This window comes from Pseudomonas sp. B8(2017) (assembly GCF_002113575.1).
In the GTDB taxonomy this organism is placed as follows: Bacteria; Pseudomonadota; Gammaproteobacteria; order Pseudomonadales; family Pseudomonadaceae; genus Aquipseudomonas; species Aquipseudomonas putida_Z.
Genome location: NZ_NEIO01000005.1, coordinates 305,599 through 331,240, shown reverse-complemented (window position 1 = coordinate 331,240; position 25,642 = coordinate 305,599). Strand labels below are relative to the sequence as shown.

The following is a 25,642-nucleotide window of genomic DNA, read 5'->3' as shown; positions in this document are numbered from 1 at the left end:
AAGCGCAGCGATTCATTCATCGCTTTTCTAGGCATGGATCTGAAAGTTGCCGAATCAGGCCAGAAATCCGGACGCCGATGCTTAACCAAGCGAGGCTGCTCAGAAGTGCGCCGGCTACTGCACAATGCAGCCATGGCGGCTAGCAAGACAGCTGCGTGGAAAGAGGTGTATGAACATTATCGGAATACAGGTAAGGCAACCACTCAGGCCCTTGTCATCCTGTCCCGAAAGCTGGCCAGAATTGCATTCGCCTTGATGAAGACTCAAGGCGAATACATGAGCAAAGGGGGCAAAAAGCATTGCCCACAACCATAGAATCTCCCACAGGGAATTGCGCCAACTTTTAGAATTTGAACAAGACAGTTGCTCCCACCTCGACCACATCGGATTCAAGTCATGTGCAGCTCCCATCACAGCTTCTGAATGCTGTGGTAACCCTGTGGGAGCTGGCTTGCCGGCGATAGGGCTGCAAAGCAGCCCCGGCAATCTCAAGCCCTACCACACCATCGGCTCCCGGCTGCGCACCCGCACCTGCTGCGCCGGCACTCGGGCATGCCATTGCACCACCCCCAGCGCCTCCACCTGGAACTCGCTGCGTATCACCCGCCCCTCCTCCGCGAACGACAGCTGCAACAGGAAATACCCGCTGTTCAGCAGCAGCCCTTCACTCAAGCGCTCGAAGGTTTCGTCATCCACCGCCCCCAAGGCCTGGCGTAGCGCAGTTGCATCCACATACCCCGACGCCGGGCGACCGCTGATGATGCGGCTGAGCAACGAGCGCGGATAGCGCCCTTCATACAGCGCCTCCAGCAATGGCAGATGCTCCAGCCCAAGGGCATTGGCATTCAGCCGCCAGCCGCTGGTCTGCGGCAAGGCGCACAGCATCGGGTAACGGCTTTGGCGGCTGGCGTCCGGCTCCAGTAGCAGGTTCAGCTCGCTGGTATCGAGCATTGGCTGGTTGGCCGCCAGGCGCGGTGGTTGCTGGCGCAGGTACTGGGCGCTCTCGGCGCCCTGCAGGCGGGTATCGCTGTCGGCATCCAGCCAGTCGGCCAGGGCATCGACCAGGCGCTCGGCAGCCATGTCGTCGCCCAGCAGGTAACGCAACTGGCGCGCAGCACGCTCGCCGTCAGCGCCAAGCAGCGCATTGACGTTGAAACAGGTGTGCTGGTCGCGCACCCGCAACTGCGCCTGGCCGGCGCCAAAATCGTAGTTCAACGGCTGCCCGCGCAAGGCTTGCCAGAACAGCGGGCTAAGCCGCCAGCTGGGGTCACGCAGGGCCTGCTCGGCATAGGCCAGGCCGGCCTGCTCCATCGCTCGCGCCTGCACCCGCTGGTGCAACAGGCGCACGTCATCGACCTGGCGGCGGCCATCTTCCACCAGCCAGGCCATGCCCGCCGCCAGCATCGCCAGCACTACCATCACCATCAGCAGGGCCGCGCCCTGCTGTTGCCTGCCACCCATCCTTGCCTGCCTCTGTCGCCGAATAAAGACGCCAGTCAACACGCCCGGTGTTGCAGGTAGATGGCAGTGGCCGTTCGTCATGTGTACGTCATCTGCGCGAGGCAGGATTGTCTTTCCTTTTCATGACCTTACAGGAGTGGTCGCAATGGGTGGCATTGGAATCTGGCAACTGGTGATCGTACTGCTGATCGTATTCCTGCTGTTTGGTACCAAGCGCCTCAAGGGCCTGGGCAGCGATGTGGGCGAGGCGATCCAGGGTTTTCGCAAGTCCATGGGCGGTGACACTGACGCCACTCCCCCAGCGCATACGCAGGTGCAGCAACAGTGCCCGCTGACCGGTCAGGGTACCCAGCAACCGCAAGCGGACCGTCAGCCCTGATGTTCGAGGTAGGCTTCAGCGAGTTGCTGCTGGTCGGCATCGTCGCGCTGTTGGTTTTAGGCCCGGAGCGCCTGCCGGTGGCGGCACGCACCCTCGGGCGTGGCCTGGGCCAGGCGCGCAGGGCCATGCACGCCCTGCGCACGCAGGTGGAGCGGGAGATCGAACTGCCCGCTGTCGAGCTACCCACTCTCGACAGTGCGCCTTTGCAGCGCCTGGAACAGGAGATCCGCCAAGGCATCAGCCTGAACGCGGAGCCGGCCAATGATGCGGCCACGGTCGCTCCCCCCAAGGAAAACCTTTCATGAGCATTGCCATGGACCCGGCGGCGAGCATGCCGCTGACCGAACACCTGCGCGACCTGCGCAAACGCCTGGTGCGTTGCCTGGCGCTGGTGGCGCTGGTGTTCGCCGGGCTGTTCCCCTTCGCCCAGACGCTGTACACGCTGATTTCCGAACCGCTGCGGCGCTTCTTGCCGGAAGGCGCGAGCATGATCGCCACCAGCGTCACTTCGCCGTTCCTGACACCGTTCAAGCTGACCGCGATGTGTGCAGTGTTCGTCGCCATGCCGCTGCTGCTGCACCAGGCCTGGGGCTTTCTGGCACCGGGGCTGTACCGCCGTGAACGGCGCATTGCCCTGCCGTTGCTGGTGTCGAGCATCGTGCTGTTCTACGCCGGCATGGCCTTCGCCTTCTTCCTGGTGTTCCCGATGATGTTCGGCTTCTTTGCCAGCGTTACACCGGAGGGCGTGGCGATGATGACCGATATCAGCCAGTACCTGGACTTCATCCTGGCGCTGTTTCTGGCGTTCGGGCTGGCGTTCGAGATACCGGTGGCGACGTTTATCGTGGTCTGGGTGGGGTTGGCCGATGTGGCTACATTGCGGCGCAGCAGGCCCTACGTGATCGTCGGCTGCTTTGTGGTGGGGATGATCCTGACGCCGCCGGATGTGTTTTCGCAGACGATGTTGGCGGTGCCGATGTGGGTGCTGTTCGAGGTGGGGTTGCTGGCTTGTGGGTGGTTGAAGCGGCCTGGGCAGGGCAAGGAGATTGTGGCTGGATTGTAGGGCCCTATCGCCGGCAAGCCAGCTCCCACAGAGATATCACAGGTTCTGATGACTGCGATATTCCTGTGGGAGCTGGCTTGCCGGCGATGGCCTTGATGCGGTCTAGAACTCGGCGAGCCGCCAGACTTCGTAGGCTGGCGTCTCGTACGGGTGGGCCTGCTTGAGTGCAGCGACGACCTGGGCAATCAGGTCGTCAGCCACCACCAGCTCCACCTTCCACTCCTCCACCACCTCGACCTGGCCGGTTTGCCCGAGGAACGGCTGGCTGCCGTCCAGCGGGCGGAACTGGCCCTGGCCCAGCGTCTGCCAGGCGCAGTGGTCATAGTCACCGATGCGCCCGCCACCCGCGGCGAACACAGCGGCCTTGACCACTTCGACGTGGCTGGCGGGGACGAAGAAGGCGAGCTTGTACACGCCTTAGTTCACCCACACCCGTGCGTTACGGAACATACGCATCAGTGCGGCATCTTCCTGCCACTCATCCGGGCGCCAGGAGTTCTGCACGGCACGGAACACACGCTCCGGGTGCGGCATCATGATGGTCACGCGGCCGTCGCGGCTGGTGAGGCCGGTGATACCACGCGGCGAGCCGTTCGGGTTGGCCGGGTAAGCTTCGGTGACCTTGCCGTGGTTGTCGACGTAGCGCAGGGCCACGCAACCGGACAGGTCGGCTGCCAGCAGTGCTTCTTCGCTGGCGAACTCGGCATGGCCTTCACCGTGGGCGATGGCGATAGGCATGCGCGAACCGGCCATGCCCTGCAGGAAGATCGAGTTGGACTTCTGCACTTCGACCATGGCCACACGCGCTTCGAACTGCTCCGAGCGGTTGCGCACGAAGTGCGGCCAGTGCTCGGTGCCCGGGATCAGCTCGTGCAGGTTGGACATCATCTGGCAACCGTTGCACACGCCCAGGGCGAAGCTGTCGGTACGCTCGAAGAAGGCCTGGAAGGCGTCACGGGCGCGGCTGTTGAACAGCGCCGACTTGGCCCAGCCTTCACCGGCACCCAGCACGTCGCCGTAGGAGAAGCCACCGCAGGCGACCAGGCCCTTGAAGGCTTCGAAGTCGACACGGCCAGCGAGGATGTCGCTCATGTGCACGTCGATGGCGGCGAAGCCGGCACGGTCGAAGGCGGCTGCCATCTCGACCTGGCCGTTGACGCCCTGCTCGCGCAGGATGGCCACTTGCGGGCGCACGCCCTTCTTGATGTACGGCGCGGCGATGTCGTCGTTGACATCGAAGCCCAGCTTGACCGACAAGCCCGGGTTGTCTTCCTCGAGCAGCAGGTCGAATTCCTGGTCAGCGCAGTCGGCGTTGTCGCGCAGGCGCTGGATCTGGTAGCTGGTCTCGGCCCACTGGCGCTGCAGCATGCGACGGTCGTCGTCGAACAGCACTTCGCCGTTCAGGCTGATGGACACTTCACCGTTGTTGACCGGCTTGCCGATCACCGCGACGCAGCCTTCACCCAGGCCAGCGGCGCTGAACTGTGCCAGTACGTCGGGGGTGGCATCCTGGCGAACCTGGATGACCGCGCCCAGCTCTTCGTTGAAGAGGATGGCCGGCACGTCGCCCTGGCTGTCGGTCAGCGGGTCGAGGTGCAGGTCGAGGCCGCAGTGGCCGGCGAAGGCCATTTCCAGCACGGTGGTGACCAGGCCGCCGTCGGAGCGGTCGTGGTAGGCCAGCAGGTGGCCATCTTCGTTCAGGCCCTGGATCACGGCGAAGAACGCCTTCAGGTCTTCGGCGTCGTCGACGTCCGGTGCCTGGGCAGCGATCTTGCCGTAGGTCTGTGCCAGGATCGAGGCGCCCATGCGGTTCTTGCCGCGGCCCAGGTCGATCAGGATCAGGTCGGTCTCGCCCTTGTCCATGCGCAGTTGCGGGGTCAGGGTCTTGCGGATGTCGGTGACCGGGGCGAAGCCGGTGATGATCAGCGACATTGGCGAGGTAACGCTCTTCTCGACGCCCTCGTCGCTCCACTTGGTCTTCATCGACATCGAGTCTTTGCCGACCGGAATGGTAATGCCCAGCTCCGGGCAAAGCTCCATGCCGACTGCCTTGACGGTGTCGTACAGGCGGGCGTCTTCACCTGGGTGGCCGGCGGCAGACATCCAGTTGGCCGACAGTTTGATGTCGGACAGCTTCTCGATGCGCGAGGCAGCCAGGTTGGTCAGTGTCTCGCCAATTGCCATGCGGCCGGACGCCGGGGCATCCAGCAGAGCCAGCGGGGTACGCTCGCCCATGGCCATGGCTTCACCGGTGTAGACGTCGAAGCTGGTGGCGGTGACGGCGCAGTCGGCCACCGGTACCTGCCACGGGCCGACCATCTGGTCACGAGCTACCAGGCCGGTGATGGTGCGGTCGCCGATGGTGATCAGGAAGCTCTTGCTGGCCACGGCCGGGTGGCTGAGGACGCGCTGAACGGCGTTGTCCAGGTCCAGCTTGCTCGGGTCGAAGTCATCGCCCAGCTCGGCTTCGCGGGTAACCGAACGGTGCATGCGTGGCGGCTTGCCCAGCAGTACGTCGAGCGGCATGTCTACCGGCGTGTTGCCGAAGTGGCTGTCGCTTACGGTCAGGTGTTGCTCTTCAGTCGCTTCACCCACTACGGCAAACGGGCAACGCTCACGCTCGCAGATTGCCTTGAAGCGCTCGAAGTCGACCGCGCTGACCGCCAGCACGTAACGCTCCTGCGATTCGTTGCTCCAGATTTCGTGCGGGGCCATGCCCGGCTCGTCGTTGGGCACGTTGCGCAGTTCGAAGCGGCCACCACGGCCACCGTCGTTGACCAGCTCAGGGAAGGCGTTGGAGATACCGCCGGCGCCAACGTCGTGGATGAAGGCGATCGGGTTGTTGTCGCCCAGCTGCCAGCAGCGGTCGATGACCTCCTGGCAACGGCGCTCCATTTCCGGGTTTTCGCGCTGTACCGAAGCGAAGTCCAGGTCAGCCGAGCTGGCACCGGTAGCCACCGACGAAGCGGCGCCGCCGCCCAGGCCGATCAGCATGGCCGGGCCACCGAGCACGATCAGCTTGGCGCCGACAGTGATCTCGCCCTTCTGCACGTGGTCTTCACGGATGTTGCCCATGCCACCGGCCAGCATGATCGGCTTGTGGTAGCCGCGCACTTCTTCACCGTGCGGGGTGTTGATGGCCTGCTCGAAGGTACGGAAGTAGCCGGTCAGCGCCGGGCGACCGAATTCGTTGTTGAACGCAGCGCCACCCAGTGGGCCTTCGATCATGATGTCGAGGGCGTCGACGATGCGCTCAGGCTTGCCGTAGGCCTGCTCCCACGGCTGTTCGAAGCCCGGGATACGCAGGTTGGACACGGTGAAGCCGGTCAGGCCAGCCTTGGGCTTGGCGCCACGGCCGGTCGCGCCTTCGTCGCGGATTTCGCCGCCGGAGCCGGTGGAGGCGCCGGAGAACGGGGCGATGGCGGTCGGGTGGTTGTGCGTCTCGACCTTCATCAGGATGTGCACCGGCTCCTGCACCGCGCCGTACTGGCGGGTTTCAGGGTTCGGGAAGAAACGGCCGGCAACGTTGCCGACGATCACCGAGGCGTTGTCCTTGTACGCAGACAGCACACCTTCGTTGTGCATCTGGTAGGTGTTCTTGATCATGCCGAACAGGCTCTTTTCCTGAGCCTGGCCGTCGATGTCCCAACTGGCGTTGAAGATCTTGTGGCGGCAGTGCTCGGAGTTGGCCTGGGCGAACATCATCAGTTCGATGTCGTTCGGGTTGCGCTTGAGGCCCTGGAAGGCGTTGACCAGGTAGTCGATCTCGTCTTCGGCCAGGGCCAGGCCCAGGTCGATGTTGGCCTTGGCCAGGGCGTCACGGCCACCGGCCAGGATGTCCACCGAGGTCATCGGCTTGGGCTGGGCATGGCTGAACAGGTCAGCGGCCTGCTCCAGCTGGCCGAGCACGCGCTGGGTCATGCGGTCGTGCAGCTCGGCGGCGATCAGTTCGGCGTCGGCTTCGCTCAGGTTGCCGGCAACGTAGTAGGCGATACCGCGCTCCAGGCGCTGGATCGACTGCAGGCCGCAGTTGTGGGCGATGTCACTGGCCTTGCTGGCCCACGGCGAAATGGTGCCCAGGCGCGGCACGACCAGGAACAGGCGGCCGCTCGGCTCCTGTACCGGCACGCTCGGGCCGTACTTGAGCAGACGCCCCAGCACCTGCTGCTGGTCGGCGGTCAGCTCGCCGTCGACATCGGCGAAGTGGGCAAATTCGGCATACAAACCAGTAACAGCGGGGACTTTCTGGCTCAGTTGCTCGAGTAATTTACCGTGGCGAAAGGCAGAAAGGGCAGGAGCGCCGCGCAGGATCAACATCGTCGGGACAGCCTCAGGAAGGGGTGTGCTTAGAGGCCGTGCATTCTAGCCTAATTCGAAGGGTTTCGGCACCCGCTCTAAGCCACGCCTGCCGGGCGGCGGAACCGGACTTGCGGGTCAAAAAAATACACCTGCCTCGCTCGCCCTGTAGGAGCGGCCTTGTGTCGCGATGGGGCGCGCAGCGGCCCCAGGGATATCTGCGGCAGAGCTTAAAATCTGGGGGCCGCTGCGCGCCCCATCGCGACACAAGGCCGCTCCTACAAGGGGACCAGGCCGCCATTGCACATAAAGCGCTACCAGACAAGCTAACAGTTGTCGAGATATGGTTGGGCCAGTCCTTTGCGTATACTGCAACCTATGTTCGCCCACACTGCTTTGCGCCAGCGTTGCGCCAGATGGCTTTTCGCAACCGGACTCTTTCTGCTGCTCGGTGCCTGCGTTGAAAAACCCAGCACCCTCGAGCGCGTGAAGGAGGATGGCGTGCTGCGCGTGATCACCCGCAACAGCCCGGCCACCTACTTCCAGGACCGCAACGGCGAAACCGGCTTCGAATACGAGCTGGTCCAGCATTTCGCCGAGGATCTCGGCGTAAAGCTGCAGATCGAGACCGCCGACAACCTCGACGAGCTGTACGACAGCCTCGGCAAGCCCTCCGGCCCGGTGCTGGCAGCGGCCGGCCTGGTCACCAGCGAACGGCGCAAGGCCCAGGTCAGGTACTCCCACCCTTACCTGGAAGTGACCCCACAGGTCATCTACCGCAACGGCCGCACGCGCCCCACCAACGCCAAGGGCCTGGTCGGCAAGAAGATCATGGTGCTCAAGGGCAGCAGCCACGCCGACCAGCTGGCCGAGCTGAAAAAGCAGTACCCGGGCCTGGAATACGAAGAATCCGACGCCGTCGAGGTGGTCGACCTGCTGCGCATGGTCGACGAAGGCCAGATCGACCTGACCCTGGTCGACTCCAACGAGCTGGCGATGAATCAGGTGTACTTCCCCAACGTGCGGGTTGCCTTCGACCTGGGCGACACCCGCGACCAGCGCTGGGCGGTGGCGGCCGGTGAAGACAACAGCCTGCTCAACGAGGTCAACGATTTCCTCGACAAGGCGCAGAAGAACGGCACCCTGCAACGCCTGAAGGACCGCTACTACGGCCATGTCGACGTACTGGGCTATGTGGGGGCCTACACCTTCGCCCAGCACCTGCAGCAGCGCCTGCCCAAGTACGAGAAGCACTTCAAGAGCTACGCCAAGGTCGAGCAGGTGGACTGGCGCCTGCTGGCCGCCATCGGCTACCAGGAATCGATGTGGCAGCCCGAGGTCACCTCCAAGACCGGCGTGCGCGGCCTGATGATGCTGACCCAGCGCACCGCCCAGGCGATGGGCGTGTCCAACCGCCTGGACCCGAAGCAGAGCATCCAGGGCGGCGCCAAGTACTTCATGAAGATCAAAGAAGAGCTCGACGACAGCATCCAGGAACCGGACCGCACCTGGTTCGCCCTGGCCGCCTACAACGTCGGCACCGGCCACCTGGAAGACGCCCGCACCTTGGCCAAGCGCGAGAAGCTCAACCCGAACAAGTGGCTGGACGTGAAGAAGATGCTGCCGCGGCTTTCGCAGAAGCAGTGGTATCGGCAGACCAAATACGGTTATGCACGTGGCGGCGAGCCGGTGCATTTCGTGGCCAACATCCGTCGCTACTACGACATCCTCACCTGGGTGACCCAGCCGCAGCTCGAAGGCCAGGTGGCCGAGGGCAGCCTGCATGTGCCCGGGGTGAACAAGGACAAGCCGGCAGAGCAGTCGCCGCCGATGTAGGCCTGTCAGGGCCCTATCGCCGGCAAGCCAGCTCCCACAGGTTCTCCACTGTCCCCAGGCCTGCAGATATCCTGTGGGAACTGGCTTGCCGGCGATAGGGCCCTGACAGGTTACCCCTTGGCCCGGCGGGCCTTGAAGAAGTCACTGAGGATCTGCCCGCACTCCTCCGCCAGCACTCCGCCCTCCACCATCACCCGGTGGTTCAGGAAGCCCTGCCCGAAGAACTGCCCCTGGCTCTGCACGATCCCCGCCTTGGGCTCCAGCGCGCCGTACACCACCCGCATCACCCGCGAATGCACGATCAACCCCGCACACATGCTGCACGGTTCCAGGGTCACATACAGGGTGCTGCCGGGCAGCCGGTAGTTGCTGGCGGATTTCGCCGCCGCGCGAATGGCCACCATCTCGGCGTGCGCACTGGGGTCACTGTCGATGATCGGCCGGTTGAAGCCCTGCCCGATCACCTGCCCATGCTGCACCAGTACCGCGCCCACCGGCACCTCGCCCATGGCCGCGCCTTCGGCAGCCAGGTCCAGGGCCAGGCGCATGAATTCCTGATCGCGGCTGCGATCGATGATCTGCGGGCGCATCAGACCACCGCGATCGCGGCCATCAGGCCGGTTTCCATGTGGTCGATGACGTGGCAGTGGAACATCCAGGTGCCCGGGTTATCCGCGACCAGCGCCACCTGGGCGCGCTCGTTCTTGCCCAGCAGGTAGGTATCGGTGAACCACGGCTCCTTGATGTCATGGCGGTTGGAGGCGATCACCTTGAAGCTCATGCCGTGCAGGTGGATCGGGTGCTGGTACTGGGTCATGTTCTTCAGCTCGAAGATGTAGCTCTTGCCCTTCTTCAGCGTGGCAATCGGCCGCTCGGCGCAAGTCTTGTCGGTGATATCCCAGGCCTGGCCGTTGATCTGCCACATGCTCGACGGCCTATCCTGGTCCGTAGTGACCGAGACTTTCGCCGCCCACTCGAAATTGAAGTTGAGCTTTTCGGCATTCTCCAGGTCCGGCTCGGCGATCGGGTTGGGCGGTAGCGCCGGCGGCCAGTCGCTCGGCGCGTCGTTACTGGCCACCGAACGCAGGGTGCCCAGACGCACGAAACCGTCGCGCAGGGAGATCTCCTCCCCCGCCTCGGGAATACGGATAGCCAGGCATATACGCATGCCTGGGCCGAGCCAGTAGTCATCGTCCAATGGGCGCGGGGTTACCGGGTTGCCGTCCAGAGCATAGATTCTTGCCTCGCAGTTGCCCTTGAGGTTGAGGCGGTAGGTCCAGGTGTTGTCCAGGTTAAGCAGACGCACCCGCACAACCTGGCCGGCTGGCAGCTCGGTGACCGAATCGGCCTGGCCATTGATGGTGATCAGGCGCCCGGCGGTGCCGTTGCGCGCCGCCTCACGCGGGATGCTGAACGGCAACCAGGCGCCCTGCTCGTCCACGTGCCAGTTCTTCAGGCTGAGCGTGCGTTCATGCTGGAAGCCGGTCGGCTCGCGCTCCTCGACGATCAGCGGGCCGACCAGGCCACGGCCCAGCTCTTCGGAGCTGCTGACGTGCGGGTGGTACCAGTAGCTGCCGGCATCCGGCACACGGAACTTGTAGTCGAAATACTCGCCGGGCTTGACCGGCAGCTGCGACACATAGGGCACGCCGTCCATTTCCAGCGGCAGGCGGATACCGTGCCAGTGGATGGTGGTTTCGACCGGCAGGTGGTTGATGAAGCGCACCCGCAGCCAGGTACCCTGGCGCACGCGCAACTCGGTACCCGGTGCCGACGGGCCGAAGGCCCAGGCCTCGGTCTTGTGCCCAGGCACCAGTTCGACGTCCAAGGGCGCTGCGATCAGCTCATAGTCGTGGCCGGCGTTGTCATCTTCGACCTTGCCCAGCCAGTAACGCGCCGCGCCACCGGCGCCCAGGCCAACCACAACCAGGCCGGTCAGGCCCTTGAGCATTTGTCGACGGGTGAAGGACATCGGTGCGGGTACCTCGTGTTCTGCGCAATCAAGCTGCCAGCATGGCTGACGATGAAGGGCGAATACGATACACCTGCAAATGGGAAATATTAAGTGAAGTCTCTTTGGATGCTGCCAGCAGCCTTGCTATCGCACGTGCTGTCGGGGCCCAGACAAAGGTCGTTGAACCATTGCTGGTCCCCACCGGACGGCACGCGCAAGGCCGCCTGCAGCAATTGCGGGTCGAGCAGGATGTCCAGGTTGTTCAGGCGCGTGGCGAGGTCGGGGTGCGTATCGAACGGATGGGTAGTGGCCAGCCCCAGCACTTCCTCGCCCAGTTGCAACGGCGTGCCTTGCAGGTGCGCCGCCAGCGCCTGCAAAAGGTTGCTGCCACCGTGTGCGACCAACAAGCCGTCGATCACCTGACCCAGGGCAATCACCCGTAACAGTGCCTGTACGAACAGCTTCGGGCCAGCGACCTCGGCACCTGCCCGATCAGCCAGCAATTCCTGTGCACGCCCCCAGTGATGAACCGCAAGCTGGAAATGGTGCAAGAACTGCCCGGCCAGCCACAAGGTGGGCCGAACCACCCAGCGCGGAGCATCCTCGTCGCCGACCATGGCCGAATAATGCGCGCACATCAGGCTGAATCGCGCACTGGTTTCGCTGCCCCGCTCCGTATCACGGCGCCTGAAATGGCCCAGTTCGTGACCGATGATCGAGGCCGCCTCGGCCTGGCTCAAGGCGGCCAGGCAAGGTAGAGGCAGATACAATGTGCGCCCCCTGAGGACCTGCCCGTCGGGCTGCAGCAGAATCGGAACGCTGGTGACGAAAAACCCTTGGTCAAGCCCGACCACGATATGGTCCGGGGCCGGCGCGTGCAGTTGCGCTGCCAAGGTCTCGATCCACTGCCACACCGCTGGGGTCGCCTGCCTGCCGAGCGGGCGGGCTAGAAAACTGGCGGTCGGAGACTGCATCAGCGGCCACTGCCGACGCATTCGCCAGACCTGGCGAACACACACAACCAGAACAGAGGCCAGCGGCAGCACCACGATCAGCACCGTCATGCCGCCCTGCGCTGCGCGGCTCGCTCCGGAACTGGCCTCGTAGAGCAACGACAGGCAAAGCGAACCGGCAAGCATGATCATGTAAATGCTCAAGCAACAGCCCAGGCCCTGCCAACTGGCCATCATGCGCTCATGCAGGTAGGCCGCAGAACGCAGCGCCCGCCAGGCGTCCAACTTCAGCTTGAGCCAGGCCCAGAGGCCTGCCAGCAAAGCGGCCACCGCCAGCCAGCAGCTCACACTGGCCATCATCTTGCGTACGCTTACCCAGTGGCGATCCGCATCGAGCAGGTCCAGATGGCGCTGCAGGGCCTGTCGCGGATCGACATGCCTGGCAAGCTGCTTGCGGGCTTCCCACGGCAATTGCCGTAACAACGTCTCACTGGGGGCAGCCAGCCATTGCCGTATGGTCCGGGCCTGATCCTGCGCCGTGTCAGCCCGCCAGTACTGCACTTTACCCCAGCCGAACAGCACCAGTGGCAGCAGCAGCAGGATCAGGCCCCAACCGAAGCGCCTCATTGCCCCATAGCGCCAATGGTCACGATCAGGCTCATCTGGCCGCATCACCCAGACGCGCCACGCCCGGAAACAACTGCGCCAACGTACGCCTGGCCTGGGCCGCTTGCACATAGGCATAAAGCAGATCCACCAGTTCCTGCAGGCCAAGGCGTCGCCCGGCCACGACGGGCGTGCACAACCACAGCCTGACGCGCAAGCCACCCGCGACGACCACCGCGTCAGGCGAGGCCAGCGCCCTGAAACAGGCCGGTGCCAGCGCTGGTGCATGGCTGAACGCCGACACGGTAAAGATCAGCCGGGTAGTGAAGTAACCCTGCTCGACCTCGAAGCCGTCGAAGGAATGCAATGGGGTCGGCGCCTGCGCGTTGGCGAAGCACAGGGTATCTGGCGTTACGCTCAGCACCCGCTTGCCGTGCCGGCGGTATAGCACGACGGCGCAGGCTAGCCCCGCTACCCCGACGCCGGCCAGGCCGAGGCCGAAACCAGACATCAGCCAGATGACACCGCTGCTGGCACCGGGACTGAACTGCACCGCCAGAGCGGTCAGCCATATCCCCAGTGCACCGAACAGCAGGCCAGTCACAGCGCAGGCCAGCGCCTTGCCGAGCGAGCGCTCCAGCAGTACGAAGCTGTCGGTGGGGCCATCAGCCTGCTCCTGCAGGTACGCGAGGTGGGCTTCGCGTTCGCCGTTATCCATCGGTCTGCAACAGATCCAGTTGCCGTTGCGCATGTGCCGCATCGCGGTAGGCCGCCAGCAGGGCGAGCACTTCCTCGTTCCCCAGCTTGCGTCCGTTGCTGGCCAGGCCTGCGGACATGATGCGGATCTGCGGTCGCGGTTTCTTCAACACCATGGCCTGGTTACCGAAGAACTGCAGTTTCACCACATGATGCTTTGGCAGGACGGCTTCGCTGCTCATTTCCAGCGTCTGCACCATGACCAGCCCTTCATCCTTGACCGAAACGTCTTCCACTTCCGCCAGGTCTACCGGTGCATCCAGCGTATCGACAAACAATTGCCGGCGGGTCAGGCGCATGAATACCTGGGTACCGGCATTACGGTGTTGCCAGGTCACCGCTGCTGCAATCAAGGTGATGAAGACACCGGCTGCAACCGCCCCCAAGCGTTCAGGGTTGAATGTCACGGCCGTGATGATCAGGGAACCCAGCAACAATACTGGTCCCCAGACCCGGTAACGCCGGGAGTTGGTGAACTCGCTCTGCTCGGGCACGCGCTCGATCACTTGCTTGAGCTCAGCGATCACTCGGTCGCGCTGGGCGGCACGGCTTTGCTCATAGTCCTGACCGAGCGAGCCAGACAGTTCGGACAGCGGATCGTTGAACTCGCCCATGGTCATTGCGCCTCCGTGCTCTGTGCTGCCAGGTAATCGGTAAGGAATGCCTGGGCATTGCCCTGATGCGACAGCCCTTCCGAATAGCCGACCTGCATTGCCTGAGCCTCACCCGGCAGATACAGTTCGCCGCCCCAGTTGCCCTGGATGATCAGCACAACGTATTTCTTGCCATCCACGGTGGTGGAGTAACGGGTATCCCTGCTGGTTTTCTCCACCTGCATTTTCTGGATGCGCATGTTCCAGTCGTGATCGACGCCCTCGATTTGTACCAGCGCTTCGTTGGCGGCGCGTTCACCGATGCGCAGCGTCCACACCTTGGCACCTTGCGTCCCCGTGTAGGCAACTACCTGGTCAGCCACTTCCGGCCGTTCTTCAGCGTGAACCTGGCCCAGCCACAGGCTGAGCGCAGCCACCAGAAGGGCAGTCCATTTGCGATAAGCGAGCATGTCTTTTCCATCCTGAATCGGAACAAACGCCCATTGAAATAAGCCTGGTCCGTCTAGCCAACCCCGCTGACCGGTTCGCACAACAGACAGCGCCGTGCGCACAATGGCTGTCGCTGAAAATGTGCACGCGTTACCATTTCCGGCCATGCCGCCCTCAGCCAAGGATGCCTAGCGCACATGCGATCGATCAGCCCCTACCTCGACACCGACTTTTCATTCGATAGCCCCGGGTCACTCGCCGAGGCCGGTGTGCTGGACGCGAGCAGCGCACGGGTGATGGGCAGCGCGTCCGGCCACTATCGGGCGCAGACGGTACACGACGGGTTGCAGTACTTCGATTGCAACCTGCAATTTCCGGAGCCGCTGAAGATCGACAAAGTGCTGCCGCAAAGCCTGTGCATCGTGCAGGTGTTCGACGGGGCGTGGCAGCACACGGTGGACGGAAGGCTCAACAGTTATGCCTCTGGCCAATTGCACATGCTGGGCCTTGGTGAAAGCCTGGAGGCGCAGGACCAATTGCCCGCCAACAGTCACGCCCGTATGGCCGGGGTACGTATTGCTGGCGATTACCTGCACGAGCTGGCCCGGGACGACGCGCAGCTGAAGCCTCTGCTGGCGCTGGTCGCCGATGGCCTGCGCTTCGACCAGTTGCCACAGTGCCCAGCGGTGAGCCGCCTGTTCCAGCAGCTCTATCTGTCGCCCTACACCGGCGGGCTCAGGCGCCTGCATTGCGAGAGCCTGAGCCTGGCCATCGTGCTGGAGCTGGCCAACCACCTGATCGGGCACAGGTCTGCCGAGAAGATTCAGGACCGGGGGCGCCGCGATCTGGCCGTTGAAACGCGCCGCCAGCTCGACGAAAACCTGAACGCCCCGCCCACTGCTGCAGCCCTCGCTCGCCAATTGGGGGTGAGCGAAACCACCATGCGCCGCGCATTCAGCCACGAATACGGCCGGTCGCTCCTGCAATACGTTCGGCAACAAAGAATGGAACTGGCCCGCGCCCTTCTGCTGGAGCGTCGATGGCAGGTATCGCAGGTTGCCTACCATGTCGGCTACGCCAACCCTGCCAATTTCTGCCATGCCTACAAGGCGTATTTCGGGCATTCTCCCGGGGCCGAGTAGGGTTTGGCAAAAAAAACGGGCCTGCAATGCAGGCCCGTTTCATTAACCGCGAGGCGGGATCATTCCCACTCGATGGTCGCTGGCGGCTTGCTCGACACGTCGTAGGTAACGCGCGAGATACCGTCGATTTCGTTGATGATACGGCCACTGACGGTTTCCAGCAGCTCGTACGGCAGGTGCGCCCAGCGCGCGGTCATGAAGTCCACGGTCTCGACGGCACGCAGGGCCACGACCCAGGCGTAGCGACGGCCGTCGCCAACGACGCCGACCGACTTGACCGGCTGGAACACCACGAATGCCTGGCTGGTCTTGTGGTACCAGTCGGCCTTGCGCAGCTCTTCGATGAAGATGTGGTCAGCGCGACGCAGGATGTCGGCGTATTCCTTCTTCACTTCACCGAGGATACGCACGCCCAGGCCCGGGCCCGGGAACGGGTGGCGGTAGACCATGTCGTACGGCAGGCCCAGCTCCAGGCCGATCTTGCGCACTTCGTCCTTGAACAGTTCACGCAGCGGCTCGACCAGCTTGAGGTTCATTTCCTCAGGCAGGCCACCGACGTTGTGGTGCGACTTGATCACGTGGGCCTTGCCGCTCTTGGCGCCAGCCGATTCGATCACGTCCGGGTAGATGGTGCCCTGGGCAAGGAACTGGATGTTTTCCAGCTTGCTGGCTTCGGCATCGAACACGTCGATGAAGGTGCGGCCGATGATCTTGCGCTTCTTCTCCGGGTCGGCTTCACCGGCCAGGTTGTCGAGGAACTGCTTTTCAGCGTCGGCGCGGATGACCTTGACGCCCATGTTCTCCTTGAACATGGCCATCACCTGGTCGCCTTCGTGCAGGCGCAGCAGGCCGTTGTCGACGAATACGCAAGTCAGCTGGTCGCCGATGGCGCGGTGCAGCAGTGCGGCAACGACGGAGCTGTCGACGCCGCCGGACAGGCCCAGCAGGACGTTGGCCGAACCGACCTGCTCACGCACCTGGGCAATGGCGTCTTCGACGATGTTGGACGGAGTCCACAGGGCTTCACAGCCGCAGATGTCCTGCACGAAGCGGGACAGGATGCGACCGCCCTGCTTGGTGTGGGTCACTTCCGGGTGGAACTGCACGCCGTAGTAGCCGCGCGCGTCGTCGAACATGCCGGCGATCGGGCAGCTCGGGGTGCTGGCCAGCACGTGGAAGTTGCCCGGCATCTGGGTGACCTTGTCGCCGTGGCTCATCCACACGTCCAGGCCCAGTACGCCGTCGGCGTCGATGTGGTCTTCGATGCCGTCGAGCAGGCGGCTCTTGCCGACCACGTCCACGCGGGCATAACCGAATTCACGCAGGTCGGAACCTTCGACCTTGCCGCCCATCTGCTCGGCCATGGTCTGCATGCCGTAGCAGATGCCCAGCACGGGTACGTTCAGGTCGAACACCGCCTGCGGGGCGCGCGGGCTGTTGGCTTCGTGGACCGACTCGGGGCCGCCGGCGAGGATGATGCCGCGCGGGTTGAATTCGCGGATCGCTTCATCGTCCATGTCGAACGGATGCAGCTCGCAGTACACGCCGATTTCGCGCACGCGGCGGGCGATCAGCTGGGTGTACTGGGAACCGAAATCGAGGATCAGGATGCGGTGAGCGTGAATGTCGAGGGCCATGACTCAATCTCGTCAGTGGAAATCGGAAACGACGCGGGGCTGTCATGACAGCCCCGCATGCTTGTATTGCTTGAAGCCTCAGCCTACGCGGTAGTTAGGGGCTTCTTTGGTGATCTGCACGTCATGCACGTGGGACTCGGCCATGCCGGCACCGGTGATGCGCACGAATTCCGGCTTGGTGCGCATCTCTTCGATGGTTGCGCTGCCGGTGTAGCCCATGGACGAACGCAGGCCGCCCATCAGTTGGTGGATGATCGCGGCCAGGGCGCCCTTGTAGGGAACACGGCCTTCGATGCCTTCCGGTACCAGCTTCTCGGCGCCGGCCGAGGAGTCCTGGAAGTAGCGGTCGGACGAGCCTTGCGCCTGTGCCATGGCACCCAGCGAGCCCATGCCGCGGTAGGCCTTGTAGGAACGGCCCTGGAACAGTTCGACTTCACCCGGAGCCTCTTCGGTACCGGCGAACATCGAACCCATCATCACGCAGGAAGCACCGGCGACGATGGCCTTGGACAGGTCACCCGAGAAGCGGATGCCGCCGTCGGCGATCAGCGGCACGCCAGTGCCTTCCAGTGCAGCGGCAACGTTGGCGATGGCGCTGATTTGCGGCACGCCGACGCCGGCAACGATACGGGTGGTGCAGATCGAGCCCGGGCCGATACCGACCTTGACCGCGTCAGCGCCAGCCTCGGCCAGAGCCTTGGCGGCAGCGCCGGTGGCGATGTTGCCGCCGATCACCTGCACTTGCGGGTAGGTTTCCTTGACCCAGCGAACGCGATCGATCACACCTTTGGAGTGACCGTGGGCGGTGTCGACCACCACCACGTCAACGCCAGCAGCCACCAGGGCGGCAACGCGCTCGCCGGTGTCCTTGCCGGTGCCGACCGCGGCGCCGACGCGCAGGCGACCCTGGTCGTCCTTGCTGGCCAGCGGGTAGGCCTTGGCCTTTTCGATGTCCTTGACGGTCATCATGCCCTTGAGGTTGAACTTGTCGTCAACGATCAGGACTTTTTCCAGGCGGTGCTTGTGCAGCAGCTCGCGGACTTCGTTCTTGTCGGCGCCTTCGCGGACGGTGACCAGACGCTCTTTCGGGGTCATCACGTCGCGGACCTTGGCGTCCAGGCGGCTTTCGAAGCGCACGTCACGGGAGGTGACGATGCCGACCAGGTCGCCGTTCGCCAGCACCGGAACGCCGGAGATGTTGTTCAGGCGGGTCAGGTCGAACAGGTCGCGCACGGTGGCGTCGGCGTCGATGGTGATCGGGTCCTTGACCACGCCAGCCTCGAACTTCTTGACCTTGCGGACTTCGCTGGCCTGCTGTTCGATGGTCATGTTCTTGTGGATGATGCCGATGCCGCCTTCCTGGGCCATGGCAATGGCCAGGCGCGCTTCGGTCACGGTATCCATGGCGGCGGAAACCAGCGGAATGTTCAGCTCGATGCCGCGGGTCAAACGGGTCTTGAGACTGACTTCATTGGGCAGTACCTCGGAATAGCCAGGTACAAGGAGGATATCGTCGAAGGTCAGGGCTTCTTGGCTGATACGCAGCATCGCGGGGGCTCCCGGGCGGGAAAAATGGAAGCGCGCCATTATACTCATGCACGGCGCGCCGCTCAATGCAAAATAAGGGCCTTCGGTCAGCCTTGTGGCAGTTTTACCTGTACCACGGTCACCGGCTGGTCGAGCCAGTCGGCGAAGCTGTCGAGAAAGGCCTGGGTGAACCCGGCCTCGCCCCAGTTGTTGAAGATGAACCCCAGGTTGGAAAAGGCACATGGCTGCAGGTAAATGAAGCCATTGATGTCATCTTCGAAGCCGCACAACGGGCAGGTGAAGTTGTCGCTCACCGCCGGCATCCATTCTTCCAGGCTTTCGAACAGCGGCTCACCCACCTCGCGCCGGCACTCGGGGCAACCGGCCTCTTCGAGGAAACCTTCGGTAGGGGTATAGATGCAGCGCTTGAGCATCACCTCCAGGCCGTTGACCTGCTCGCCGAAGGGCAGTTTCTGCGGGTGCAGGGCCACTTTGCGGGCACCTTCGGCCAGGGCATGGCCCATGCGGTTGCCGGTGCGGCCACAGGTGGTCAGCTGTTCCTCGACGACTTTCTCGCGCACCAGCCAGCGCAGGATGGCGCGGGCCCGGGCTTCGTGCACCGGGACGGTAGACAGCTTGGGAACGATGATGCTCTGGGTGTTCATGAACGGGACAAGCCTGAAAAACTGCGGTATTGGCGCAATTCTACCGCCTGCTCAGGCGCTCAGGTAGCGACCGATCAGCGCCAGGCCGCTGGCCAGCACCAGCCAGGTGACCAGGCGCACGAAAGCTTCGCGGGACAGCCGGTGGGTGAGCCTGCGCCCTACCCAGAGGCCGACGAGCATGACCGGCAACAGGCAGGCCGCGAGCAGCAGCAGGTTCTGGTCGGCATAGACGCCTGCGATCAGGAACAGCGTCAGGCGCACCACCGTACTGCAACTGATCAGCGCGCTCTGGGTAGCGCGCACCTGCTCCTTCACCTCCAGCCGCGCGCTCAGGTACAGGGCATAAAGGAAGCCGCCGCTGCCGAACAAGGCACCGAACAGCCCGCCTGCCGTGCCCATCGGCATTGCCCAGAAACCCGACAAACTGGCCGGCCGCACCTTCACCGCCAGCCCGTACAGGGCATAGGCCGTGACGAACAGGCCCATCAGCAGCAGCAACAGGTCGGACTTCAGCTGTAGCAGGAATACCACGCCCAGCGTGCAGCCAATGGCCATGAACGGCAGCAGCCGCAGCAGTTCGCCGCGCACGACATCGCGGCGTGAGGGCAGCAGGTTGCCGAAGGCGGCGACGAAATCCAGCAGCACCAGCAGCGGAATGATCCGCGACAGCGGCATGAAGTGGATCAGCACTGGGCCGGCCACCAGCGCGGTGCCGAAACCGGCGATGCCGAAGACGATGTAGGCAGCGCCGACACCAAGCAGGATGGGCAGCCAGTCAAGGCCGGAAAACGACAGTTGGGCGAGCATGGCAGCAGTTCCTGGGAAGACAGGCAAAGGTTAGCCAGCCATGAGCCATGCCGACTAATATGCCTTTGTCGCCACACTCATCTCGAAAAGGCATGACATGACGTCGATCCGCCAATTGCGTTACTTCGTGGAAATCGCCGAATGCGGCAGCTTCAGCGCTGCCGCCGAGCGGCTGTACATCGCCCAGTCGGCGCTGAGCCGGCAGATCAAGGAACTGGAGCAGCAACTGGGCACGCCGCTGTTCGAGCGCACCGCGCGCCTGCCGCGACTGACACTGGCTGGCCAGGCCTTCCTGGAACGGGCGCGGCGCTTGCTGGCCGACCTGGCGCAGGCCGAGAGGGTTACCCGCGATATTGGCGAAGGGTTGCAGGGCAGCCTGCGCCTGAACCACTCCAGTACCGTACCGCTGACCGGCCCGTTGCTGGCTCGCCTGGGCGGCTACTTGCGCGACAACCCAGGGGTTTCGCTGGAAATTGCCCAGCAGTCGTCGGAGGCTCAACTGGAGGATATCGCTGCCGGGCGGTTGGATATCGGCCTGCTGCGCTTGCCGGTGCTGCGCCAGCATGAAGGGGTGGTGCTGCATGAACTGTTCAGCGAACCCCTGCTGCTGGCGGTCGCCGCCGCGCATCCCTTGGCCAGCGCGCCACAGGTGAAACTGGAACAACTGCGGGAAGAGCGCTTCATTTCCATTCCGCACCGGGACCGTGGCGGGCTGAGCTACCTGTCGGCCTCGATGTGCATGGAGGCAGGCTTTTTCCCGCGCGCGGCGCAGGTGCTGTCGCGCAAGACCACCCAGTTGCAGCTGATACAGGCGGGGTTTGGGGTGGCGTTGTTGCCGGAATGCATGCGTGAGATTGCGCCAGCCTCAGTCAGCTTCGTGGCGCTGGAGGGGGGGTGTGAGAGTACTGTGGCGATGGCTTGCAGGCGGGATGCAGGTTCGATGGTGCGCCAGTTCGTGACGGCGATGCAGGCCTGAAAGGCCCCATCGCCGGCAAGCCGGCTCCCACAGGGACAGCATGAGGCCCAAGCCAGCGCGATACCTGTGGGAGCCGGCGTGCCGGCGATAGGGCCGGGACAGACAACCGGGTCCGATGTCCTTTATGATGCCCGCCATGATCAGAGACCCTTTCGAACGACTCGGCCTGGACCGCGAGGTCCTTACCGTCAGCCAACTCAACGGCCGCGCCCGCGTGCTGCTGGAAGACGTGTTCCGCAGCGTGTGGGTGGAAGGCGAGATTTCCAACCTCGCTCGCCCGGCGTCCGGCCACATGTACTTCACCCTCAAGGACAGCGGCGCACAGGTGCGTTGCGCGCTGTTCCGGCAGAACGCCACGCGGGTGCGCCAGGCCCTGCGCGACGGCCTGGCGGTGCGGGTACGCGGCAAGGTTTCGCTGTTCGAAGGGCGTGGCGACTATCAGCTGATTCTCGACACCGTCGAGCCGGCCGGTGATGGCGCCCTGCGCCTGGCCTTCGAAGCACTGAAGGAAAAGCTCGGTGCCGAGGGGCTGTTCAGCGCCGAACGCAAGCAGCCGCTGCCAGCCCACCCGCAGCGCATCGGCATCATTTCCTCGCCCACCGGTGCAGTGATCCGCGACATCATCAGTGTGTTCGGTCGCCGCGCCCCGCAGGTGGAGCTGAACCTGATCCCCACCGCAGTGCAGGGCCGCGAAGCCATTGCACAGATCGTGCGCGCGATCCGCCTGGCCGATAGCCTGGGGTTCGATGCGCTGATCCTGGCCCGGGGCGGCGGCTCGCTGGAAGACCTGTGGTGCTTCAACGAAGAAGCCGTGGCGCGGGCCGTGGCCGCTTGTGTCACGCCGATTGTCAGCGCCGTGGGCCATGAGACCGATGTCTCGATCAGCGACTTTGTCGCCGACGTGCGCGCGCCCACACCCTCTGCCGCTGCCGAGCTGCTGGCCCCCGACAACAGTGGCCTGCAGCAACGCCTGGATGGCCTGCAACGGCGCCTGCTGTTGCGCATGCAGAACCGCCTGACCCACGACCGCCTGCGCCTGGAGTCGCTGACCCGGCGCCTGCGCCACCCGGGCGAGCGCCTGCGCCAGCAGGCCCAACGCCTGGACGACCTGGACATGCGCTTGCGCCGCGCGTTCATGCTCAACCTCAACCAGCGCCACGAGCGCCTGGCACGCCTGGATACCCGCCTCGCCGCGCAGCACCCGGGGCGCACCCTGAAACTGCTGGGCCAACGCCTGGACAGCCTGGCCGAGCGCCTGCCACGGGCCATGCGCGAGGTGCTCAAGGACCGCCGCCAGCGCTTCCAGGCCCAGTTGCAGACGCTGCAGGTGGTCAGCCCGCTGGCCACCCTCGCCCGCGGCTACAGCATCCTGCTGAACGAACAGGGCCAGGCCATCCGCAGCGCCGAACAGACCCGCAATGGCCAGCGCCTGACCGCCCGCCTGAACGAAGGCGAGCTGTTGGTGCGGGTCGAAGACAACCACCTGACCCCGGTCACCCTCTCACTTCTGGACTGACACATGCCCCGCCTGCTCGCGCCCCTGCTTGCCCTTTCCCTCCTGCTGCTGGCCGGCGGCGCCCAGGCCAGCTACATCACCCGCACGCTGAACAAGCCGGTACCCGGCGGCGTGGCGGTGGTCGCCCTCGGCCCCGCCGCCAGCGCGCCCAGCGCCCGCTTCGACGGCAAGCCGGTGCTGGTGGTGAAAGAACAGGACAACTGGCTGGCCATCGTTGGCATCCCGCTGACCCAGAAGCCCGGCACCGCGGTGCTGAGCCAGGGCGGCCGTACCCTGCCCTTCACGGTCGGTAGCAAGAAATACCCCGAGCAGCGCATCACCCTGAAGAACACCCGCCAGGTCAACCCGAACCCGGCCGACCTCAAGCGCATCGACCGTGAGCTGGCCGAGCAGATCAAGGCCTATCGCAGCTTCAGCCCGACCCTGCCGAGCAACCTGATCCTCGACAAGCCGGTCAGTGGCCCGCTGTCGAGCAAATTCGGCGTGCGCCGTTTCTTCAATGGCGAAGAACGCAACCCGCATGCCGGGCTGGACTTCGCGGTGCCGGCCGGCACGCCGATCAAGACCCCGGCCAATGGCAAGGTGATTCTGGTGGGCGATTACTTCTTCAATGGCCGTACGGTGTTCGTCGACCACGGGCAGGGCTTTATCAGCATGTTCTGCCATATGTCGAAGATCGATGTGCAGGTGGGGCAGCAGTTGCGCCGGGGCGAGGTGGTGGGGCGTGTGGGCTCGACCGGGCGGGCTACCGGGCCGCACATGCACTGGAACGTCAGCCTGAACGATGCGCGGGTGGATCCGGCGATTTTCATTGGCGCGTTCCAGCCCTGAGATCGCGGCGCCTGCTTCGGGGGCATGCCCGCTCCCACAGGTCCCGCGCAGGATTCGAGGCCTGTGGTAATCCTGTGGGAGCTGGCTTGCCGGCGATGAGGCCAGAGCAGGTAAACTCGCTTCCAAGGTGTTGCGCCATCGAAAAATACTGCGCAAAAATCGAGAAGTACTCAGAAAATTACAGCGATAAAATCTCGCCTTTCAGCTTTTTTTAAGCATTCCTCTCAATTTTTCCTGAACGCTTGCCATCCCCCACCCCACTGGTTAGGGTTGAAGGCATGAAAACCTTCAGCACCCTCATCCTGCTCCGACAACATCGCAGCCTCTGCCTGGTCAGCGCCCGACTACCAGGCTGAATCGCGTCGCCTCGCCTTTCATCTCGTTATCGCTCGGCAGGCCCGATCTCGGCCGCACACAAAAGGATTGCTTCCATGACCATGCTCAAAGACCCTTCGAAGAAATACCGCGCTTTCCCGACTATCGACCTGCCTGACCGTACCTGGCCGTCGAAGACCATCACCGCCGCGCCAATCTGGTGCAGCTCCGACCTGCGTGATGGCAACCAGTCGCTGATCGAGCCAATGGATTCGGAGAAGAAACTGCGCTTCTGGAAGACCCTGGTGCAGGTTGGCGTGAAGGAAATCGAAGCCTCGTTCCCGTCCGCTTCGCAGACCGATTTCGATTTCGTGCGCACGCTGATCGAAGACGGCCACATCCCGGACGACACCACCATCCAGGTGCTCACCCAGGCCCGTGAAGACCTCATCGCCCGCACCTTCGAGTCGCTGCGCGGCGCGAAGAAGGCCATCGTCCACCTGTACAACGCCACCAGCCCGTCGTTCCGCCGCATCGTCTTCAACCAGGACAAGCAAGGCGTGAAGGACATCGCGGTGAACGCGGCCAAGCTGTTCGTCAAGTACGCCGCCCAGCAGCCGGAAACCCAGTGGACCTTCCAGTACTCGCCGGAAACCTTCAGCGCCACCGAGATGGAGTTCGCCAAGGAAGTCTGCGACGCGGTCATCGAGGTGTGGAACCCGACCCCCGAGCACAAGATCATCCTCAACCTGCCGGCCACCGTGGAAGTGTCCACCCCGAACATCTACGCCGACCAGATCGAATGGTTCTGCCGCAATGTCAGCCGTCGCGACAGCGTGATCATCAGCCTGCACTGCCACAACGACCGTGGTACCGGCATTGCCGCCACCGAACTGGGCCTGATGGCCGGTGCCGATCGCGCCGAAGGCTGCCTGTTCGGCAACGGCGAGCGTACCGGTAACGTCGACCTGGTGACCCTGGCGTTAAACCTCTACACCCAGGGCATCGACCCGCTGCTGGACTTCTCCGACATCGACGGCGTGCGCAAGGTGGTCGAAGAGTGCAACCAGCTGCCGGTGCACCCGCGCCACCCGTACGTGGGCGACCTGGTCCACACCGCGTTCTCCGGCTCGCACCAGGATGCCATCCGCAAGGGCTTCGCCAAGCAGCAGGAAGGCGAGCTGTGGGAAGTGCCTTACTTGCCGATCGACCCGGCCGACATCGGCCGCAGCTACGAGGCGGTAATCCGCGTCAACAGCCAGTCGGGCAAAGGCGGCATCACCTACCTGCTCGAGCAGGAATACGGCATCAGCCTGCCGCGCCGCATGCAGATCGAGTTCAGCCAGGTAGTACAGGGTGAAACCGACCGCCTGGGCCTGGAAATGACTGCCCAGCAGATCTACAGCCTGCTGCACAAGGAATACCTCCAGGCCAACGCCCCGTACGCGCTGGTCAGCCACCGCCTGCAGGAAGAGAACGGCCACAGCGCCGTGGAAGTGGAAGTTGCCGGTGAAGGCGAAACCACCTTGCACTGGCGCGGCAAGGGCAACGGCGCGCTGGAAGCACTGGTGGCCGGCCTGCCGATTGCCGTGGAGATCATGGACTACAACGAGCATGCCATTGGCGCCGGTACCAATGCCAAGGCCGCGGCCTATATCGAACTGCGTGTGGCCGGTGGCCGCCCGGTGCATGGTGTGGGTATCGATGAAAACATCACCACGGCCAGCTTCAAGGCACTGTTCAGCGCGCTGAACCGCTCGCTGAGCCTGCAGGAAGCCAAGGCGGCCTGAGCCGTACCGCAATGAATGAGAAAGCCCGCATCGTTTGATGCGGGCTTTTTTGTTGGCCTGTGCCGGCCTCTTCGCGGGCTTGCCCGCTC

The 25,642-nt window shown here is 64.0% G+C and carries 23 protein-coding genes; 10 read left to right on the top strand and 13 right to left on the bottom strand.

Translation table 11 applies throughout. The features are described 5' to 3' along the window. Positions 1–315: transposase (locus CAG22_RS11200; protein ID WP_139833438.1), on the top strand; the 315-nt coding region annotated here is incomplete at its 5' end. Positions 316–495: 180 nt separating this feature from the next. On the opposite strand, the gene gspK is transcribed toward CAG22_RS11200, so the two are convergent. Continuing rightward, positions 496–1,461 carry a type II secretion system minor pseudopilin GspK gene (gene gspK, locus CAG22_RS11195; protein ID WP_085691731.1) on the bottom strand — a complete coding sequence of 322 codons (966 nt, stop codon included), beginning with the start codon at positions 1,459–1,461 and terminating at the stop codon, positions 496–498. A gap of 145 nt (positions 1,462–1,606) precedes the next feature. On the opposite strand from gspK, the gene tatA reads away from it, so the two are divergent. The 3 genes from tatA to tatC are packed head-to-tail and all read left to right on the top strand — an operon-like array spanning position 1,607 to position 2,903. Then, entirely contained in the window at positions 1,607–1,840 is a 234-nt protein-coding gene (tatA, locus tag CAG22_RS11190) for a twin-arginine translocase TatA/TatE family subunit (protein ID WP_013971163.1), read from the top strand. Then, complete coding sequence (tatB, locus tag CAG22_RS11185) at positions 1,840–2,145, top strand: Sec-independent protein translocase protein TatB (RefSeq protein WP_025337891.1); 306 nt, start codon at positions 1,840–1,842, stop codon at positions 2,143–2,145. Before tatA ends, tatB begins: the two co-directional genes overlap by 1 nt. Continuing rightward, the gene (gene tatC, locus CAG22_RS11180) at positions 2,142–2,903 is read left to right on the top strand and encodes a twin-arginine translocase subunit TatC (RefSeq protein ID WP_047594772.1); all 762 of its coding nucleotides are present in this window, start codon (positions 2,142–2,144) and stop codon (positions 2,901–2,903) included. The genes tatB and tatC overlap by 4 nt, the downstream gene beginning before the upstream one ends. Before the next feature lie 102 nt (positions 2,904–3,005). Here tatC and CAG22_RS11175 read toward each other — a convergent pair whose 3' ends face one another. Then, on the bottom strand, positions 3,006–3,317 hold the full coding sequence (locus CAG22_RS11175) for an NGG1p interacting factor NIF3 (RefSeq protein ID WP_085664542.1): 312 nt from the start codon (positions 3,315–3,317) through the stop codon (positions 3,006–3,008). A gap of 3 nt (positions 3,318–3,320) precedes the next feature. Further along, on the bottom strand, positions 3,321–7,220 hold the full coding sequence (purL, locus tag CAG22_RS11170; protein WP_025337889.1) for a phosphoribosylformylglycinamidine synthase: 3,900 nt from the start codon (positions 7,218–7,220) through the stop codon (positions 3,321–3,323). 357 nt (positions 7,221–7,577) lie between these two features. Between purL and mltF the strand changes: the two genes are divergently transcribed. After that, entirely contained in the window at positions 7,578–9,035 is a 1,458-nt protein-coding gene (gene mltF / locus CAG22_RS11165) for a membrane-bound lytic murein transglycosylase MltF (protein ID WP_085587563.1), read from the top strand. Positions 9,036–9,145: 110 nt separating this feature from the next. Here mltF and tadA read toward each other — a convergent pair whose 3' ends face one another. The 6 genes from tadA to CAG22_RS11135 all read right to left on the bottom strand — a co-directional run bounded on the left by tadA (position 9,146) and on the right by CAG22_RS11135 (position 14,367). Further along, the gene (gene tadA, locus CAG22_RS11160) at positions 9,146–9,625 is read right to left on the bottom strand and encodes a tRNA adenosine(34) deaminase TadA (protein WP_075043916.1); all 480 of its coding nucleotides are present in this window, start codon (positions 9,623–9,625) and stop codon (positions 9,146–9,148) included. Further along, positions 9,625–11,007, bottom strand: a complete 1,383-nt coding sequence (locus tag CAG22_RS11155) for a multicopper oxidase family protein (protein WP_085691736.1) — start codon at positions 11,005–11,007, stop codon at positions 9,625–9,627. The genes tadA and CAG22_RS11155 overlap by 1 nt, the downstream gene beginning before the upstream one ends. An 89-nt stretch (positions 11,008–11,096) precedes the next feature. Beyond that, positions 11,097–12,524, bottom strand: a complete 1,428-nt coding sequence (locus CAG22_RS11150) for a M48 family metallopeptidase (RefSeq protein ID WP_256582422.1) — start codon at positions 12,522–12,524, stop codon at positions 11,097–11,099. 76 nt (positions 12,525–12,600) lie between these two features. After that, positions 12,601–13,299, bottom strand: coding sequence for a hypothetical protein (locus tag CAG22_RS11145; RefSeq protein ID WP_256582421.1), 699 nt, complete (start codon positions 13,297–13,299; stop codon positions 12,601–12,603). Next, positions 13,259–13,924, bottom strand: a complete 666-nt coding sequence (locus tag CAG22_RS11140; protein WP_354316173.1) for a hypothetical protein — start codon at positions 13,922–13,924, stop codon at positions 13,259–13,261. The genes CAG22_RS11145 and CAG22_RS11140 overlap by 41 nt, the downstream gene beginning before the upstream one ends. Further along, positions 13,921–14,367, bottom strand: coding sequence for a hypothetical protein (locus CAG22_RS11135; RefSeq protein WP_085705475.1), 447 nt, complete (start codon positions 14,365–14,367; stop codon positions 13,921–13,923). The genes CAG22_RS11140 and CAG22_RS11135 overlap by 4 nt, the downstream gene beginning before the upstream one ends. A gap of 177 nt (positions 14,368–14,544) precedes the next feature. On the opposite strand from CAG22_RS11135, the gene CAG22_RS11130 reads away from it, so the two are divergent. Continuing rightward, on the top strand, positions 14,545–15,489 hold the full coding sequence (locus tag CAG22_RS11130) for a helix-turn-helix transcriptional regulator (RefSeq protein ID WP_085705474.1): 945 nt from the start codon (positions 14,545–14,547) through the stop codon (positions 15,487–15,489). 59 nt (positions 15,490–15,548) lie between these two features. On the opposite strand, the gene guaA is transcribed toward CAG22_RS11130, so the two are convergent. The 4 genes from guaA to CAG22_RS11110 form a co-directional block, all read right to left on the bottom strand. Next, on the bottom strand, positions 15,549–17,126 hold the full coding sequence (gene guaA, locus CAG22_RS11125) for a glutamine-hydrolyzing GMP synthase (RefSeq protein ID WP_013971139.1): 1,578 nt from the start codon (positions 17,124–17,126) through the stop codon (positions 15,549–15,551). 78 nt (positions 17,127–17,204) lie between these two features. After that, positions 17,205–18,674: an IMP dehydrogenase gene (gene guaB / locus CAG22_RS11120; protein WP_013971138.1), complete on the bottom strand. Its 1,470-nt coding sequence runs from the start codon at positions 18,672–18,674 to the stop codon at positions 17,205–17,207. A gap of 86 nt (positions 18,675–18,760) precedes the next feature. Next, positions 18,761–19,318 (bottom strand): sugar ABC transporter ATPase, encoded by a 558-nt coding sequence (locus CAG22_RS11115; RefSeq protein WP_075043909.1) that lies wholly within the window; start codon positions 19,316–19,318, stop codon positions 18,761–18,763. 51 nt (positions 19,319–19,369) lie between these two features. After that, positions 19,370–20,125 (bottom strand): sulfite exporter TauE/SafE family protein, encoded by a 756-nt coding sequence (locus CAG22_RS11110; RefSeq protein WP_025337879.1) that lies wholly within the window; start codon positions 20,123–20,125, stop codon positions 19,370–19,372. 97 nt (positions 20,126–20,222) lie between these two features. Between CAG22_RS11110 and CAG22_RS11105 the strand changes: the two genes are divergently transcribed. The 4 genes from CAG22_RS11105 (at position 20,223) to leuA (ending at position 25,553) form a co-directional block, all read left to right on the top strand. Continuing rightward, positions 20,223–21,101 carry a LysR family transcriptional regulator gene (locus CAG22_RS11105; RefSeq protein ID WP_013971136.1) on the top strand — a complete coding sequence of 293 codons (879 nt, stop codon included), beginning with the start codon at positions 20,223–20,225 and terminating at the stop codon, positions 21,099–21,101. A 136-nt stretch (positions 21,102–21,237) separates the two neighbouring features. Further along, entirely contained in the window at positions 21,238–22,617 is a 1,380-nt protein-coding gene (gene xseA / locus CAG22_RS11100; protein ID WP_085705473.1) for an exodeoxyribonuclease VII large subunit, read from the top strand. A gap of 3 nt (positions 22,618–22,620) precedes the next feature. Next, a complete protein-coding gene (locus CAG22_RS11095) occupies positions 22,621–23,448 on the top strand; it encodes a M23 family metallopeptidase (RefSeq protein WP_085587547.1) in 828 nt (275 codons plus the stop codon). Positions 23,449–23,879: 431 nt separating this feature from the next. After that, positions 23,880–25,553 (top strand): 2-isopropylmalate synthase, encoded by a 1,674-nt coding sequence (gene leuA / locus CAG22_RS11090; RefSeq protein WP_075043907.1) that lies wholly within the window; start codon positions 23,880–23,882, stop codon positions 25,551–25,553. The last annotated feature ends 89 nt before the right edge of the window (positions 25,554–25,642 follow it).

Coding starts and splice junctions, on each gene's coding strand:
- gspK (WP_085691731.1), bottom strand. CDS start 1,461: ATGGGTGGCAGGCAACAGCAGGGCGCGGCCCTGCTGATGGTGATGGTA.
- tatA (WP_013971163.1), top strand. CDS start 1,607: ATGGGTGGCATTGGAATCTGGCAACTGGTGATCGTACTGCTGATCGTA.
- tatB (WP_025337891.1), top strand. CDS start 1,840: ATGTTCGAGGTAGGCTTCAGCGAGTTGCTGCTGGTCGGCATCGTCGCG.
- tatC (WP_047594772.1), top strand. CDS start 2,142: ATGAGCATTGCCATGGACCCGGCGGCGAGCATGCCGCTGACCGAACAC.
- purL (WP_025337889.1), bottom strand. CDS start 7,220: ATGTTGATCCTGCGCGGCGCTCCTGCCCTTTCTGCCTTTCGCCACGGT.
- mltF (WP_085587563.1), top strand. CDS start 7,578: ATGTTCGCCCACACTGCTTTGCGCCAGCGTTGCGCCAGATGGCTTTTC.
- tadA (WP_075043916.1), bottom strand. CDS start 9,625: ATGCGCCCGCAGATCATCGATCGCAGCCGCGATCAGGAATTCATGCGC.
- CAG22_RS11155 (WP_085691736.1), bottom strand. CDS start 11,007: ATGTCCTTCACCCGTCGACAAATGCTCAAGGGCCTGACCGGCCTGGTT.
- CAG22_RS11145 (WP_256582421.1), bottom strand. CDS start 13,299: ATGCGCAACGGCAACTGGATCTGTTGCAGACCGATGGATAACGGCGAA.
- CAG22_RS11140 (WP_354316173.1), bottom strand. CDS start 13,924: ATGACCATGGGCGAGTTCAACGATCCGCTGTCCGAACTGTCTGGCTCG.
- CAG22_RS11135 (WP_085705475.1), bottom strand. CDS start 14,367: ATGCTCGCTTATCGCAAATGGACTGCCCTTCTGGTGGCTGCGCTCAGC.
- CAG22_RS11130 (WP_085705474.1), top strand. CDS start 14,545: ATGCGATCGATCAGCCCCTACCTCGACACCGACTTTTCATTCGATAGC.
- guaA (WP_013971139.1), bottom strand. CDS start 17,126: ATGGCCCTCGACATTCACGCTCACCGCATCCTGATCCTCGATTTCGGT.
- guaB (WP_013971138.1), bottom strand. CDS start 18,674: ATGCTGCGTATCAGCCAAGAAGCCCTGACCTTCGACGATATCCTCCTT.
- CAG22_RS11115 (WP_075043909.1), bottom strand. CDS start 19,318: ATGAACACCCAGAGCATCATCGTTCCCAAGCTGTCTACCGTCCCGGTG.
- CAG22_RS11110 (WP_025337879.1), bottom strand. CDS start 20,125: ATGCTCGCCCAACTGTCGTTTTCCGGCCTTGACTGGCTGCCCATCCTG.
- CAG22_RS11105 (WP_013971136.1), top strand. CDS start 20,223: ATGACGTCGATCCGCCAATTGCGTTACTTCGTGGAAATCGCCGAATGC.
- xseA (WP_085705473.1), top strand. CDS start 21,238: ATGATCAGAGACCCTTTCGAACGACTCGGCCTGGACCGCGAGGTCCTT.
- CAG22_RS11095 (WP_085587547.1), top strand. CDS start 22,621: ATGCCCCGCCTGCTCGCGCCCCTGCTTGCCCTTTCCCTCCTGCTGCTG.
- leuA (WP_075043907.1), top strand. CDS start 23,880: ATGACCATGCTCAAAGACCCTTCGAAGAAATACCGCGCTTTCCCGACT.